This window comes from Actinomadura sp. NAK00032, assembly GCF_013364275.1.
GTDB lineage: Bacteria > Actinomycetota > Actinomycetes > Streptosporangiales > Streptosporangiaceae > Spirillospora.
On the sequence record NZ_CP054932.1, the window covers coordinates 8,602,934 to 8,617,135 of the forward strand.

The 14,202-nt window shown below is 70.0% G+C and carries 14 protein-coding genes and 1 tRNA gene; 7 read left to right on the forward strand and 8 right to left on the reverse strand.

From position 1 onward, the window contains the following. Positions 1-93 precede the first annotated feature (93 nt). From HUT06_RS39565 to HUT06_RS39590, 6 genes are all read left to right on the forward strand, one after another. The gene (locus tag HUT06_RS39565; protein ID WP_217711630.1) at positions 94-522 is read left to right on the forward strand and encodes a plasmid replication, integration and excision activator; all 429 of its coding nucleotides are present in this window, start codon (positions 94-96) and stop codon (positions 520-522) included. After that, the gene (locus HUT06_RS39570; protein WP_176200382.1) at positions 519-827 is read left to right on the forward strand and encodes a hypothetical protein; all 309 of its coding nucleotides are present in this window, start codon (positions 519-521) and stop codon (positions 825-827) included. Before HUT06_RS39565 ends, HUT06_RS39570 begins: the two co-directional genes overlap by 4 nt. A 192-nt stretch (positions 828-1,019) precedes the next feature. Further along, entirely contained in the window at positions 1,020-2,384 is a 1,365-nt protein-coding gene (locus HUT06_RS39575; protein ID WP_176200383.1) for an FtsK/SpoIIIE domain-containing protein, read from the forward strand. Further along, positions 2,381-4,099 carry a replication initiator gene (locus HUT06_RS39580; protein ID WP_368407004.1) on the forward strand — a complete coding sequence of 573 codons (1,719 nt, stop codon included), beginning with the start codon at positions 2,381-2,383 and terminating at the stop codon, positions 4,097-4,099. The genes HUT06_RS39575 and HUT06_RS39580 overlap by 4 nt, the downstream gene beginning before the upstream one ends. Beyond that, positions 4,096-4,290: an AlpA family transcriptional regulator gene (locus HUT06_RS39585; RefSeq protein WP_176200384.1), complete on the forward strand. Its 195-nt coding sequence runs from the start codon at positions 4,096-4,098 to the stop codon at positions 4,288-4,290. The genes HUT06_RS39580 and HUT06_RS39585 overlap by 4 nt, the downstream gene beginning before the upstream one ends. 2 nt (positions 4,291-4,292) lie before the next feature. After that, the gene (locus tag HUT06_RS39590; protein WP_176200385.1) at positions 4,293-5,657 is read left to right on the forward strand and encodes a tyrosine-type recombinase/integrase; all 1,365 of its coding nucleotides are present in this window, start codon (positions 4,293-4,295) and stop codon (positions 5,655-5,657) included. 211 nt (positions 5,658-5,868) lie between these two features. Here the strand turns inward: HUT06_RS39590 and HUT06_RS39595 are convergent. After that, positions 5,869-5,950 (reverse strand) — tRNA-Tyr (locus HUT06_RS39595). Positions 5,951-6,063: 113 nt separating this feature from the next. On the opposite strand from HUT06_RS39595, the gene HUT06_RS39600 reads away from it, so the two are divergent. Next, positions 6,064-6,552, forward strand: a complete 489-nt coding sequence (locus HUT06_RS39600; RefSeq protein WP_176200386.1) for a YajQ family cyclic di-GMP-binding protein — start codon at positions 6,064-6,066, stop codon at positions 6,550-6,552. 97 nt (positions 6,553-6,649) lie between these two features. Here HUT06_RS39600 and htpX read toward each other — a convergent pair whose 3' ends face one another. The 7 genes from htpX to HUT06_RS39635 all read right to left on the reverse strand — a co-directional run bounded on the left by htpX (position 6,650) and on the right by HUT06_RS39635 (position 14,047). Then, a complete protein-coding gene (gene htpX / locus HUT06_RS39605) occupies positions 6,650-7,504 on the reverse strand; it encodes a zinc metalloprotease HtpX (RefSeq protein ID WP_176200387.1) in 855 nt (284 codons plus the stop codon). 65 nt (positions 7,505-7,569) lie between these two features. Further along, complete coding sequence (locus tag HUT06_RS39610) at positions 7,570-9,021, reverse strand: NADH-quinone oxidoreductase subunit N (RefSeq protein WP_176200388.1); 1,452 nt, start codon at positions 9,019-9,021, stop codon at positions 7,570-7,572. Beyond that, on the reverse strand, positions 9,021-10,514 hold the full coding sequence (locus HUT06_RS39615) for a NuoM family protein (RefSeq protein ID WP_368407045.1): 1,494 nt from the start codon (positions 10,512-10,514) through the stop codon (positions 9,021-9,023). The genes HUT06_RS39610 and HUT06_RS39615 overlap by 1 nt, the downstream gene beginning before the upstream one ends. A gap of 5 nt (positions 10,515-10,519) precedes the next feature. Continuing rightward, positions 10,520-12,532, reverse strand: a complete 2,013-nt coding sequence (locus tag HUT06_RS39620; RefSeq protein ID WP_176200389.1) for an NADH-quinone oxidoreductase subunit L — start codon at positions 12,530-12,532, stop codon at positions 10,520-10,522. Continuing rightward, positions 12,529-12,915 carry an NADH-quinone oxidoreductase subunit NuoK gene (gene nuoK, locus HUT06_RS39625; protein ID WP_176200390.1) on the reverse strand — a complete coding sequence of 129 codons (387 nt, stop codon included), beginning with the start codon at positions 12,913-12,915 and terminating at the stop codon, positions 12,529-12,531. Before nuoK ends, HUT06_RS39620 begins: the two co-directional genes overlap by 4 nt. After that, a complete protein-coding gene (locus tag HUT06_RS39630; protein WP_176200391.1) occupies positions 12,915-13,499 on the reverse strand; it encodes an NADH-quinone oxidoreductase subunit J in 585 nt (194 codons plus the stop codon). Before HUT06_RS39630 ends, nuoK begins: the two co-directional genes overlap by 1 nt. Then, entirely contained in the window at positions 13,496-14,047 is a 552-nt protein-coding gene (locus tag HUT06_RS39635; protein WP_254715627.1) for an NADH-quinone oxidoreductase subunit I, read from the reverse strand. The genes HUT06_RS39630 and HUT06_RS39635 overlap by 4 nt, the downstream gene beginning before the upstream one ends. Positions 14,048-14,202: the final 155 nt, after the last annotated feature.

Genomic DNA, 14,202 nt, shown 5'->3' on the forward strand with positions numbered 1-14,202 from the left:
ATCTGAGCTTGTTCGGTCGAGTGGGCGACGTACACTCATGTCACAAGCACTCGTCCGGACAAGCGGTCGGGTGAATGACGGAGGTGATCCGCGATGGCGGTGCAGGGGCCGTTCAAGGTCGCGTTCGGGGACGTGTTCCCGTTCGGGGCGTTCGTCAAGGGCGGGGTGGAGGCGGTGCGGGACTTCGACCGGTCGACCCGTGAGAACTTCGTGCAGGCGCGCGACAAGGACACCGGGGAACTGGTGTGGGCGCTGGAGGTCCTGGACGCGGACCCCGAGTCCAAGGGGACGTTCAAGGTGAAGCTGTCGGGGCCGGTGCAGCCGTTGGTGCCGGAGGCTCCGGCGGGGTTCCCGTTCGTGCCGGTGGAGTTCGACGGGCTGATGGTGACGCCGTACGTCAACTCCGGTACCGGACGGCTGGCCTACTCCCTCAAGGCGAGCGCGGTCCGTCCGGCCAACTTCAAGGGCGGCGCGAACCGCTCGGGCAAGGACGGCGGCGCGGCGAGCAAGGAGGCCGCGTGACGAACGCCTACAGCTACACCACGGTCCAGGTGGAGCCGGACGGGTCGGCGGCGGTGCACGTGTCCCTGCACCCGGACGAGTCGGTGTCGGTCCTGGCGGTCACCGGTCACGGGCGGGCGCAGATCTCGGTACAACACGCCAACGCCTCGGTGCTGATCGCTCCGACGAACGCGGCGGCCCCGACCACCGGTGACCTCCAGATCGCGCGGCACCTCGCCGAGTCGTTCGCGGTCTATGCGGCCGAGGTGGAGCGGCTGCACGCCGAGAACCGCGCGGCCGAACCGGCTGAGGACACGGCGGCCTGAAAGCGGGTGGGGCGGCTGGAGCTGGTACCTCCGGCCGCCCCCGTTCCTCTCGCTCTCCCACAGCTTTGAAAGAGAAGAGGTGTCCAGGTTATGGCCTGGGAGTTCCGCAAACTGCGCCCCGGTGACAACGTCGCGGTAGAGGCACAGCGTGACCCGTTTGCGGCGCCCAAGTGGGCGCCTCCGGTGTGGCACATGCCCGAGGGCCTGGTGCTCATCGTCAACACCGTCCGCGCCCTCGTCCGGACGGCCGTGTTCCTGGTCCGCAACATCGTCCCCGTCTCCGTCCTGTCCGTCTTGGGCTGGCTCGGCTACCGCTTCGGCTGGCTCGTCCCCGTCCTGCTCCCGGCCCTCGTCACCTTGGGCCTGTCGATGTGGGCGGGGGTGGACCGTCCGTCCTTCGTCCGCTGGATCGCCCGTCCCGCCCGTGCCCGGTGGCGGCTGATCGCGGTCTACCGGCGGGACTGGCAACCCGTCCTGGTCACCGCTGGCCTGACCAAGGTCCACAAGGGCCGGGAGTACCTGCCCTCCCTCGTCCGGGTCCGCTGCGGCCCTACCTCGGACCGGGTGCTCGTCCGCATGCTCAAAGGGCAGGCTCCCGACGCGTGGGAACGGGTCGCGGTCAACCTCGCGCACGGCTTCGGCGCAACCCTCGTCCGCGTCCGCGACGGGGACCGTCCGGGCCGCATCTGGCTCGAATTCGTCCGCAAAGACGCGCTCGCCGTCCCGATACCGGCGCTGCCCGTCCCGGACGGCTCCGCGGTGGACCTGTCCGGGGTGGTGATCGGACGGTGTGAGGACGGGTCGCCGTGGCGGCTGCGGCTCCTCGGCACGCATGTGCTGATCGCGGGGGCGACGGGGGCCGGCAAGGGCTCGGTCATCTGGTCGACCATTCGCGCGCTGCTGCCGCTGATGCTCGCGGGGCTGGTGGAGGTGTGGGCGGTCGACCCCAAACGCATGGAACTGTCCTTCGGGCGTGCGCTGTTCGAGCGGTACGGGCGCTACAGCGACGACCCCAAGGGCGGCATGGTCAACATGTTGGAGGCGGCGGCCGAGGACATGAACGCCCGCGCCGAACAGTTCGCCGGGGTGACGCGGTCGTTCACGCCGTCGCATGAGCATCCGTTCCGGGTCGTCGTGGTGGATGAGCTGGCGTTCCTGACCGCCTACTGCCCTGAGCGTGATCTACGCAAGCGGGCCGAGTCGGCGCTTGCCGTGCTCACCTCGCAGGGCCGTTCGGTGGGGTATTGCGTGATCGGGGCGCAGCAGGACGCGCGCAAGGAGGTCAACAACCTGCGCAACCTGTTCCCCGACCGCATCGCCCTGCGCCTCGATGAAGACGAACAGGTGGACATGGTGCTCGGCGACGGCGCCCGCAACCGTGGCGCCCTCGCCGACCAGATCTCCTCGGTCCCCGAGATCGGTGCGGGCGTCGGGTTCGTCCGGCTGGAAGCCTCCCCTGACCCGGTGCGGGTCCGGGCGGCCTACGTCTGCGACTCCGACATCCGCGACATGGTCGCCTACGGGGTGCCCAACCTCGACACCTGGGGGGCTGCGTGACCAACTTGGCTCCCGGCGTCACCCAACCCACCCTCGACGCTCCCGACGTCGCCCCGTCCCCTCCGGCCGAACCCGGCCCGGCATCGGTCGTCAAAACGCTGGCTCCGCTCGCGCGGGGCGTGCTGGAAGCGGTCGCGGTCGAACACGGCGTCTGCATCCGCCCCGTCCCCATGCGACGGGTCAACCTCACCACTGGCGCGGCCGAAATGGTCTACGTCCCGTGCGGTCACACCCTCGCCTCGGTCTGCCCCTCGTGCGCCGAACGCAAGCGCAAACTCCGCGCCGTCCAGTGCCGTCAAGGCTGGCACCTGACCGAGGAACCCGTCATCACCCGTGCCGACCCCGACGAAGAGCAACGCGCCTGGATGGAACTGCGGGCACACGCGGCGGCAGCCCGTGACCGTGCGGCCGTCGACGGGACGGCGGACGGGGAAGACTCCGAGTTCTGGGACGCGGTGATACGAGACCTCGACAACGAGCTTGAACGGACCGGGGTCCGCGGTGCCCTCAAGACCAGTGAAGAGACCAGGGGCCGGCGCACTCGGTCGACTCGGCGGCGGCAGGATGCGCCCGACCTTCCTCGGCGTCCGGTCGACTCCCGCACGGTCGGCAAGGTGTTCCGGGGCCACGATGGCAAGACCTTCCGGCCTTCGCTGTTCCTGACCCTCACCCTGGACTCCTACGGGCGGGTGCGCGGTGACGGTACGCCGGTCGACCCCGAGTCCTACGACTACACGAGGGCGGCGCGGGACGCGTTGCACTTCTCCAAGCTGGTAGATCGGTTCGTGCAGAACCTGCGCCGGTTCGTCGGCTACGACGTCCAGTATTTCGCCGCCGTCGAACCGCAACGCCGTCTCGCCCCGCATCTGCACATGGCGATCCGGGGCACGATCTCACGGGCCGAGCTGCGGCAGGTGGTGGCGGCCACCTACCACCAAGTGTGGTGGCCTCCGACCGACCGCGTCGTCTTCGACGGCGAACACCTGCCCGTCTGGGACGACGTTGCGGGCGAGAACGGCGGCGGCTACCTCGACCCGGCAACCGGGGAAGTCCTGCCGACCTGGGATGAGGCGCTAGACGCCCTGGGCCAGGACGACGGCGCCGAAGCCCTGCACGTGGTGAAGTTCGGGCAGCAGATCGACGCACAGGGCGTCCTGGCCGACTCGGCCGACTCCCGGCGCTGCATCGGCTACCTGACCAAATACCTGGTCAAGGGCGTCGCCGAATGCCACACCGCCGAAACCAGCGCGCAACGTGAACACGTCGACCGCATGGCCGAAACCCTGCGCTACGAACCGTGCTCACCGACCTGCGCGAACTGGCTGCGCTACGGCGTGCAGCCCAAAAACCCGCGCAAGGGCCTCACGCCGGGCTACTGCAAGGGCAAGGCACACCGCCGCGAACACCTCGGCTACGGCGGCCGCCGCGTCCTGGTCTCCCGCAAATGGTCCGGCAAAACCCTCGCCGATCACAAAGCCGACCGCAAAGCCTGGGTCCTCGCCCGCCTCGCCGAAGCCGGAATCCCCGTCGCCAACCCCGCCGACCCCCAAGCGGTCCACATCTGGGAGAGAGCCGGCCCCGCAGACCCCGACGTCAGACCCGCCGAACAACGACTCTTGCTCCTGATCAACGAACGCATACAACGGCGCCGCCAACTCGACGCCGCGACCCACAACCCCACCCCAGAACTTTCGGCAACTGCGGAGGCGGCGTGAGCACCAAGCGGGATGAACTCCTTACGGTCGACCAAGTTCTCGAAGCGCTCGGCGGTGTCTCCCGGCGGACGTTCTACCGCTGGCGCGAGATCGGGCACGCACCGGAAGCGCTGCGCCTGCCCAACGGTGAACTTCGCATCTGGCGTAGCGAGCTTGTGTGCTGGCTCAACGGACTTCGGGAGGCAGCGTGAGCATGTCCCGTGACGTCCGGTTCTGGGAGATCCGGCCGAACAAGTCGAGCAAGCGCAAGAAGACGTACGAGGTTCGTTGGAAGGTCGGGCGTCGCGCGAAGTCCCGGACCTTCGAGACGAAGGCGCTGGCGAAGAACTTCCTGCTTGACCTGCAACTCGCTGCCAAGCGGGGGGAAGAGTTCTCGGTTGAGTCGGGGCTTCCTGAGTCGATGCTCCAAGCCAAGAAGGCGGTCACCTGGCTTGACTTCTCCGTGGCCTACGTCGACATGAAGTGGCCGTACGCGGCGCCCAACAGCCGGGACGGGCTCACCGAGACGCTGGCGACCGTGGCGCCCGTCTTGGTCCGTGACGACGCTCCGGAGGCTCCCGACGCGAAGATCATGCGGACGGCGTTGCGGGCGTACTACCTGGCGCCCAAGGATCGGGAACGTCCTCGTCCGCCAGAGATCGCCGATGCTCTCGCGTGGCTGGAGAAGGCTTCGCTTCCCCTGGCCGAGGTGTACGAGCGCCGGAACGTCCGGGCCGCACTCAACGCGCTGACGCTGCTCCTGAACGGCAAGCCCGCGGCGGCCAAGACGGTGGCTCGCAAGCGGGCCGTCCTCTATAACGCCTTCGAGTACGCGGTCGAACTGGACGAGTTCGACCGCAACCCGATCGACAAGGTGAAGTGGACGCCTCCCAAGCTGGCCGAAGAGGTTGACTGGCGCGTGGTGATCGGGCCTCGACAGATGCGGGAGTGCCTGACTGCGGTCACCTACGTCGGCAAACGTGGGCGGGGCCGGCGGCTGCGTGCCCTGTTCGCCGTCCTGTACTACGCGGCGCTTCGTCCGGCTGAGGCGGTGGCGCTGCATCAAGATGACTGCCATCTTCCGGCAACTGGCTGGGGTCGCCTCGTCCTCACTCGCTCGCTGCCCGAAACGGGGTCGCGGTGGACGGACAGCGGGTCGACTCACGAGCAACGCGGGCTCAAACTCCGTCCGGCGGCCGAGGTTCGGACGGTCCCGATCCCGCCCGTGCTTGTGGAGATTCTCCGGGAGCACATCGCCGAGTTCGGAACGGCCGAGGATGGGCGGATCTTCCAAACCGAGCGGGGCGGCATCGTCGGGTCGACGGCCTACGGCGACGTGTGGGCGGCGACTCGGGCCCTGGCCCTCACGCCGGAACAGGTCACCTCTCCCCTGGCTCGGCGGCCGTACGACCTGCGGCACGCCGGGGTCTCCCTGTGGCTCAACTCCGGTGTTCCGGCAACCGAGGTCGCCGAACGGGCTGGGCACAGCGTCAAGGTGCTGTTGCAGATCTACGCGAAATGCATCGACGGGCAGCAGGACCGCGCAAACAAGCGGATCGACGATGCACTCGACGACTGACAGGCCGTACGGTGGAGGGGCTCCGGTTCATCCCGGAGCCCCTCGTCTGCGTCTGGGACGACCTGCGAAAACGTCCCGAGTCTCATCCCGCGAATATCCCGTGACCAGTGACAACCGGGTGCCTTCGGTGGCATCTGGCTGCATGCGGGGGATCTTGGAATGCGAACAGCCTCTGACCGTTTGCACTGGTCAGAGGCTGTGTGCACTGGTGTGGCGGGTCCAGGATTCGAACCTGGGTAGGCTAAGCCGACGGATTTACAGTCCGCTCCCATTGGCCACTCGGGCAACCCGCCGTGGTGTCGTTGAAAGAATAGCGGACCGCGGGAGTGGGTGTGACATCGAGGCGGGGTGGGGAGTCGATACGCTCTGTGGATCGGGAAGTTGCTGCTGAGGGGATGTGTGGGCCGTGGCCGACTCCAGCTTTGACATCGTCAGCAAGCTCGACCGGCAGGAGGTCGACAACGCGGTGAACCAGGCCGCCAAGGAGGTGGCCAACCGGTTCGACTTCAGGAACGTGGACGCGGGGATCAAGTGGTCGGGTGAGTCGATCGAGATCCAGGCGAACACCGAGGAGCGGGCCAACGCGGTGCTGGACGTGCTGAAGGACAAGCTCGTGAAGCGGGGGATCTCGCTGAAGGCGATCGACGCCGGGGAGCCGAAGCCGTCCGGGAAGGTGCACAAGCTGAGCGTGGGGCTCAAGGAGGGCATCGCGCAGGACGAGGCGAAGAAGATCGGGAAGATCATCCGGGATGAGGGGCCGAAGGGTGTGAAGGCCCAGATCCAGGGGGACGAGCTGCGGGTCAGCTCGAAGAAGAAGGACGATCTGCAGGAGATCATCGCGCTGCTCAAGGGGAAGGATCTTGAGGTGGCGCTGCAGTTCGTCAACTACCGGTAGTTCGCTGAGGAGCGCGTCGGCCCCATCCCCCGCAGAAGGGGCCGGCGCGCTCTCGTGTGTTATGACGCGGTGGCGGCCGGGATGGTTCGGGCTGATTTCAGCGGGGGCCGGCCATGCGCTCCAGGCGGGCGATGCGGTCGGCGGTGGGCGGGTGGGTGGAGAAGAGCTTGCCGATGCCGGCGCCGGTGAAGGGGTTGGCGATCATCAGGGAGCTGGTGGTGGCGAGCTCGGGGTCCTGGGGCAGCGGCATCGCGCGGGTGCCGGCGTCGATCTTGCGGAGGGCGGACGCGAGGGCGAGCGGGTCGCCGGTGAGGCGGGCGCCGGCGGCGTCGGCGGTGTACTCGCGGGTGCGGGAGATCGCCATCTGGACGACGGCGGCGGCGACCGGGCCGAGGACGAGCATCAGGAGGGCGCCGAGGATGCCGGGGCCGTCGTCGTCGTCGGCGCGGCCGATCGGCAGGAAGATCGCCAGGTGGGACAGGTAGGTGATCACGGTGGCGATCGCGGCGGCGACCGAGGAGATCAGGATGTCGCGGTTGTAGACGTGCGAGAGTTCGTGGCCGAGGACGGCGCGCAGTTCTCGTTCGTCGAGGATGTGGAGGATGCCGCGGGTGCAGCAGACGGCGGCGTTGCGCGGGTTGCGGCCGGTGGCGAAGGCGTTGGGCTGGCGGGTCTCGGAGACGTAGAGCCGCGGCATGGGCTGGCGGGCGGCGGTGGAGAGTTCGCGGACGAGCCGGTAGAGCGTCGGGGCCTCGACTTCGCCGACCGGGTGGGCGCGCATGGAGCGCAGCGCGATGCGGTCGCTGAAGAAGTACGCGATGCCGTTGGTGCCGAGGGCGATGACCAGCGCGATCGTCAGCCCGGCGGCGCCGCCGAACGCCCATCCGGCGACGAGCATCAGGGCGGACAGCGCGGCGATCAGGGCTGCCGTCTTGACGCCGTTGTGGTGCACTTCCGTTGCCTCCCCGTCGACTCCGGCATGAACATCAACGGTTTGACCTGGGTGAACGTTCCCGGTCAGACGGCCTGCAGGACGAGTTGCGGCGCGATCGACAGCACGATCGCCCCGGCGGCGGCCGCGGTGATCGCGACGCGGACCGGCAGGCCGGGTCCCGTCTCATGCTGCCCGGGAAGGGGCGGGCTGAACAGGCGCACGGCCCAGGCCAGGTAGTAGTACAGCCCGATGACCGTGTTGATCGCCATGATGACCGCGAGCCAGGTGACGCCGCCGGCGACGGTGGCTCGGAAGACGACGACCTTGGCGAACAGGCCCATCACGCCGGGCGGGAGGCCGGCGAGGCAGATCAGGAAGAAGGCGAGGGCGGTGGCGGTGGCGGGGCTGCGGCGGGCGAGGCCGCGGTAGTCGTCGAGGGTGCGGCGACGGTGGTAGCCGATCACGACGGCGAACGCGCCGAGGTTCATCACGGCGTAGAGGGCGACGTAGGCGACGGTTGCGGCGGTCGCTTCGGCGAGGCGGTGCGAGCCTACGGCGAGGGGCGCGAGCATGTAGCCGGACTGGGCGACGGACGACCAGGCGAGTAGACGGATCGGGGTGCGCTGGCGTAGGGCCAGGAGGTTGCCCAGGGTCATGGTGAGGGCTGCCAGGACGGCGAGGATCGGGCCCCAGACGTGGCCGTAGGCGGGTAGTCCGAGCGCCAGGACGATCACGAGACCGGCGAAGCCGGCGGCCTTCGAGACGACGGACAGGAACGCGGCGACGGGCAGCGGGGCGCCCTGGTAGACGTCCGGGGCCCAGAAGTGGAACGGGACGGCGGCGACCTTGAACGCGAACCCGGCGAGGACGAGGACGGAGCCGACGGAGGCTACGGGGTCCAGGTCGGAGGGGAGGTCGGCGAGGGCGGGGGCGATGCGGTCCAGGTGCATGGCGCCGGTCGCGCCGTAGACGAGGCTGATCCCGAAGAGCATGACCGCGGTGGAGATGACGGAGATCAGGAACAGTTTCAGCGCCGCCTCGGACGCCGTCCCGTCGTAGCGGCGGAGGGCGGTCAGCGCGAAGACGGGGAGGGTCAGGGTCTCCAGCGCGACCAGGAGGAGGACGAGGTCGCGGGCCGCGACGAGCGCCAGGGCCCCGATGACGGCGGCGAGGAGGAGGAAGTGGTACTCGCCCACCGGCATCCGGGAGTCGGTGATCTCCTGGAGGGAGAGCAGGACGACGACCGCGGCGGCGGCGAGGACGATCCCCTGGAACAGCAGCGTGAAGTCGTCGGCGACGTAGGAGCAGGACGGCGGCCCGCCGGAGCGCAGGCCGTCCGGCAGGCAGAACGTGGCGCGGCGGTCGCCGGACGCCAGGGCGATCACGGCGATCAGGGCGGCGACGAGGGAACCGCCGGACATGAGGGAGAGCGCGCGGCGGGGCGCGTCGAACGCGTCGGCGAGGAGGAGGCCGAGCGCGGCGACGGCGAGGATCAGCGGCGGCGCGATCGCCGCGTAGTCGATGCCCTGGATCATCAGCCGCCTCCGAACAGCGCGCGGACGGGTCCGGTGGTCACGTCCAGCAGGGTCTTCGGCCACAGGCCGATGAGCAGCGTGAGCGCGATCAGCGGCACCCAGGCCGCGTACTCCTGCATGGACACGGCGGCGATCGGCGCCTCCGCCGGGCGGGAGACCGGCCCGTGGGTCAGCTTGGCGAGCATCCGCAGGAAGTAGGCGGCGGTGAGGAGGGCGCCGAGCGCGGCGACGGCCATGAACGTCACGAACGTCTCGCGGGGCAGGTCGGCGTGCGGCCGGTACGCACCGATGAGCGCGAGGACCTCGCCCCAGAACCCGGCGAGGCCCGGCAGCCCGAGGGACGCGACGGACGCGAAGGTCAGGATGGAGGCCAGCCGGGGCGACGTGCCGAGCATGCCGCCGCCGATCGAGGCCATGTCGGTGGTGCCCCAGCGCTCCTTGACCGAGCCGGCGAGGAAGAACAGCAGGCCGGTGATCAGGCCGTGCGCGATGTTGCCGAACAGCGCGGCGTTGATCCCGACGGGGGTGAGCGTCGCGATCCCGAGCAGCACGAACCCCATGTGCCCGACGGACGAGTAGGCGATCATCCGCTTGAGGTCGCGCTGGGCGAGGCAGGCGAGGGCGCCGTAGATGATCCCGATGACGGCGAGGAGGCCGAGCCAGGGCGCCCAGAACGCGGCACCGTCCGGGGCGAGCGGCAGCGCGACGCGGACCAGCCCGTACGTGCCCATCTTGAGCAGCACCCCGGCCAGCAGGACGGACCCGACGGTCGGCGCCTCGGTGTGCGCGTCCGGCAGCCAGGTGTGCAGCGGCCACATCGGCGCCTTCACCGCGAACCCGAGGCCCATCAGCGCGAACGCCGTGATCTGCAGGCCGCGCGCCAGCCCGGACCCGTGCCGGTCGGCGAGCGCGGTCATGTCGAGCGTGCCCGCCTCCGCGCCGACGAGCAGCATCCCGGCCAGGAGGAGGCCGGAGCCGAGGAGGGTGTAGAGGATGAACTTGGTGGCGGCGGCGCGGCGTCCCGTCCCGCCCCACAGCATGATCACCACGTACATCGGGACCAGGACGGTCTCGAAGAACACGAAGAACAGCACGAGGTCGAGGGCGGTGAACGTGCCGAGCATCCCGATCTCGAGGACGAGCAGGAGCGCGGTCAGCAGCCGGATCCGGCCGCCCGCCGGCGGGTGCCGCAGCGTGTAGAGGAAGCACAGGAACGTCAGCAGCGCGGTGAGGACGACCAGCGGCAGCGAGATGCCGTCCACGCCGAGGTGGAAGCGCAGCCCGATCGCGGGCGACCAGGACCGGTCGACCTCAAGCTGCATGCGGGACGTGGCGCCGAAGTCGAACGCGGTCAGCGCGGAGATCGCGACGAGCAGCGTCGCGCCGGACACCGCCGTCCCGAACGCGCGGACGGCGAAGTCGGTGCGCAGGAACCGCTCCGCCGGGACGAGCAGCGCCAGCGCCCCGCACAGCGGGATCGCCATCATCAGCACGAAGATCAAAGGAAGATCACCACCCCGGCCACGATGACGACGACGCCGGCGAGCAGGCCGGTGAGGTAGGTCTGCGGGTTGCCGTTCTGCGGGACGCGGAGGACGCCGGCGAGGCGCCGCGCACCGTGGGCGGTGCCGACGACGGCGGCGTCCACGCCGCGCCGGTCGAACGCGACGACGTACCGGGCCAGGGCACGTACGGGACGGACGATCGCCACGGTGTACAGCTCGTCCACGTAGAAGGCCCGCGCAAAGACGGGACGGACCGGGCCAAGCGCGCGCGCAGGGTCCAAGGCGGGGTCACGGTTCCACACAAGGAAGGCGGCTCCCGCCCCAAGGACGACCAGCACGGCGCTGAGCAAGGACGCCCCGAGGTGCGGACGCAGCTCCGAAGCACCGAGCCCGAAGAATCCGAGGATCGAGGCAGGGACGGCCAGCGCCGCGACCGTCCACGACATGAAGCGCGACGGCTCCCGGATCTCGTACGAGCCGCGCGGCTCACCGAAGAACGTCATCAGCCATGCGCGCATCGCGTAGGCGGCGGTCAGCACGACCGTGACCAGCAGCCCCAGATAGACCAGCCACGCCACCCCGCCGGGCAGCGTCACCTCGCTGCTGATCACATAGGCCCTGATGGGCTCTTTGAAATTCAGGATCAGGGGTTCGCACATCTCGGACGCGGGGGCGCATTTCAGAGGGCCCGTGAACTCGGGTGGCGGCGAGTGGACGAGCGCGCTCGCCGCTTGCGCCGACGCCCCCTGCTCCTGCAGCGATCCGCCGTGCATGGCCGAGTGCTGGGCGGCCTCGATGATGGAGTCCTTGCTGAACCAGCCGCTGAACGGCGGAACGCCCGCGAGCGCGGCCAGGCCCGCCGTCATCGACCAGAACGTGACGGGCATGGCGCGCCACAGCCCGCCGTAGTGCGCGAGCATGTTCGAGCCGGCGGTGACGATGACGCATCCGGCGGCGAGGAACAGCAGCGCCTTGAACGCGCCGTGCGTGAGCAGGTGGAAGACGGCCGCGGACTTCGCGCCGATCGCGAGCGCGGCGGCCATCACCGCGAGCTGGCTGATCGTCGAGTACGCCAGGACGCGTTTCAGGTCGTCCTGCGCGAGGGCCGCGCACGCCGCGCCGATCATGGAGACCACCGCGATGACGGCCAGCGCGGTGCGGGCGCCCGGCGACAGGACGAACACGTCGTACAGGCGGGCGACGACGTAGACGCCGGCCGCGACCATCGTGGCCGCGTGGATCAGCGCGCTGATCGGGGTCGGGCCCGCCATCGCGTCCGGCAGCCAGGTGTGCAGCGGGAACTGCGCGCTCTTGCCCGCGACCCCGGCGAGCAGCAGCAGCGCGGCGGCGGTCACCGTCGAGGACGGGAGGTCGCCCGCCCGCGCGAGTATCCCGGAGATCTCGAACGTCCCGGCGCCGACGCCGAGGACGATCACGCCGATCAGGAAGCCGACGTCGCCCAGCCGCGTGACCAGGAACGCCTTCACGGCCGCCCGCGAGTTCGCCCGCTCCTCCCAGTGGTGCCCGATCAGGAAGTACGAGCAGATGCCCATGACCTCCCAGCCCGCGTACAGGACGAGGAGGTCGCCCGCGTACACGACCAGGAGCATGGCGGAGGTGAACAGCGAGATGAACGCCGCGTAGGACGAGTACCGCCGGTCGCCCTTCATGTACGCGACCGAGTACACCTGGACGGCGAGGGCGACGCAGCAGACCATCAGCGCGACCACGGCGGACAGGCCGTCCACCTGGAGCCCGACCCTGATCGGCACCGAGCCGGTGTCGATCAGCGTGAGCACACCGGTCCGCGAGCCGGGGTCGCGCCACACGGTGAACGCGACGACCGCTGAGAGCACCGCCGAGATCCCGATCGGGACGCACGCGATCACCCCCGGGCCGCCGCCCGGCAGGCCGCGCACGACACGGGTGAGGGACGGCCCGAACAGCATCCCGGCGAACGCGGCGAGGAACGGCAGCAGCGCCGTCAGGGAGGCCAGCCAGATCATTGCGCGTCGACCGCCTCGGGCTCCGAGGGCTTCGAGGGCCCCGAGGGCTCCGATTCCGGCGCCGGGCGGCCATCGCCGTCCTCGGCCAGCGTGCGCAGCCGGTCGACGTCGATCATCTTCCGGTTCCGGTACACCAGCAGGACGATCGCCAGCCCGAGCCCGATCTCCGCCGCCGCGATCACGATGGTGAACAACGTGAGGACCTGGCCGCCGTGCAGCCGGTCCCGGTACCAGACGTCGAACGTGACGAGGTTGAGGTTCACCGCGTTCAGCATCAGCTCGACCGACATCAGGACGAGGATCGCGTTGCGGCGCGCCAGCACCCCGTACACGCCGACGGAGAACAACAGCGCGGCGACGACCGTCGGGTAGGCGAGATGCATCAGCCGTCCTCCCCCGGAGCGGATTCCGGAGCGGGTTCCGGAGCGGGTTCCGGAGCGGGTTCCGGAGCGGGTTCCGGAGCGGGCGGGCCGATGTCGGAGCGCGACAGGACGATCGAGCCGACCAGCGAGGCCAGCAGCAGCACCGACAGCACCTCGAACGGGAGCACCCACGTCCGGAACACGGCGGCGCCCAGCTCCTCGGCCGACCCGCCGCCCGCGTGCAGCGGCATCCGCTCGTCCCGGAAGCCGAGGACGACCACGGTGACCAGGACGGCGGCCGTGCCGGCGGCGACGGCCAGCGCCGCCCACCGGTTCCCGGAGTCCAGGTCGGCGGACTCCCCGATCGGCGCCCGCGTCAGCATGATCCCGAACAGCAGCAGCACGACGACCGCGCCGACGTAGATCAGCACCTGCACCCAGGCGACGAACTCCGCGGTCAGCACGAGGTAGCCGCCCGCGAGCGCGCCGAACGACACCACCAGCCACAGCGCCGCGTGGACGAGCCGCCGCGTCGTCACCACCAGCACCGCCGACCCGACCGCGACCACGCCGAGCAGCGTGAACACGATCTCCTGGCCGCTCACCGCGACGCCCCCGGGGCCGCCCCGGGCGGCCGGCGCGCGGCCCGCGCCGCCGCCTTCTCCGCCGCGGCGACCTCCTTGGGCGGCTCCGTCGCCGGGTCGTGCGCCTGCGGCGGCGGGACGGTCCACATCCACTCGCGCAGCCGCTCCTTCTCGTGCGTCAGCTCCGCGATGTCGTACTCGGCGTACTCGAACTCCGGCGACCAGAACAGCGCGTCGAACGGGCACACCTCGATGCAGATCCCGCAGTACATGCACAGCGCGAAGTCGATCGCGAACCGGTCGAGGACGTTGCGGGTGCGCGGGCGCCCGCCGCCCTCGGCCGGGAGGGTCTCCTTGTGGGAGTCGATGTAGATGCACCAGTCGGGGCATTCGCGGGCGCACAGCATGCAGACGGTGCAGTTCTCCTCGAACAGGGCGATGACGCCCCTGCTGCGCGGTGGCAACTCCGGTTGCACTTCGGGGTATTGACGCGTTATGGACCGCCGCGTCATCGTCCGCAACGTGACCGCCAGCCCCTTGGCCAGCCCGCCTCCTGGTAGCCGTCCCACGCGCCCCATGATTGCGCACGATGGGCCTGGGGGGAACGCGATGGGCGCGGCGTTCGTCCTACCAGGAGTAGGACGCGTGGTACCGGGCGCGCTTACGTGCAGGGAGGCTATGTGAGTCATCACGCGGACCGCCCTTACGAGCCCGAGCCCGGTCC

Bases quoted from the DNA above. Each gene is read 5' to 3' on its own strand.
- HUT06_RS39565 (WP_217711630.1), top strand. From the start codon at position 94: ATGGCGGTGCAGGGGCCGTTCAAGGTCGCGTTCGGGGACGTGTTCCCG.
- nuoK (WP_176200390.1), bottom strand. From the start codon at position 12,915: ATGCATCTCGCCTACCCGACGGTCGTCGCCGCGCTGTTGTTCTCCGTC.
- HUT06_RS39620 (WP_176200389.1), bottom strand. From the start codon at position 12,532: ATGATCTGGCTGGCCTCCCTGACGGCGCTGCTGCCGTTCCTCGCCGCG.
- HUT06_RS39610 (WP_176200388.1), bottom strand. From the start codon at position 9,021: ATGATCCAGGGCATCGACTACGCGGCGATCGCGCCGCCGCTGATCCTC.
- HUT06_RS39575 (WP_176200383.1), top strand. From the start codon at position 1,020: ATGCCCGAGGGCCTGGTGCTCATCGTCAACACCGTCCGCGCCCTCGTC.
- HUT06_RS39590 (WP_176200385.1), top strand. From the start codon at position 4,293: ATGTCCCGTGACGTCCGGTTCTGGGAGATCCGGCCGAACAAGTCGAGC.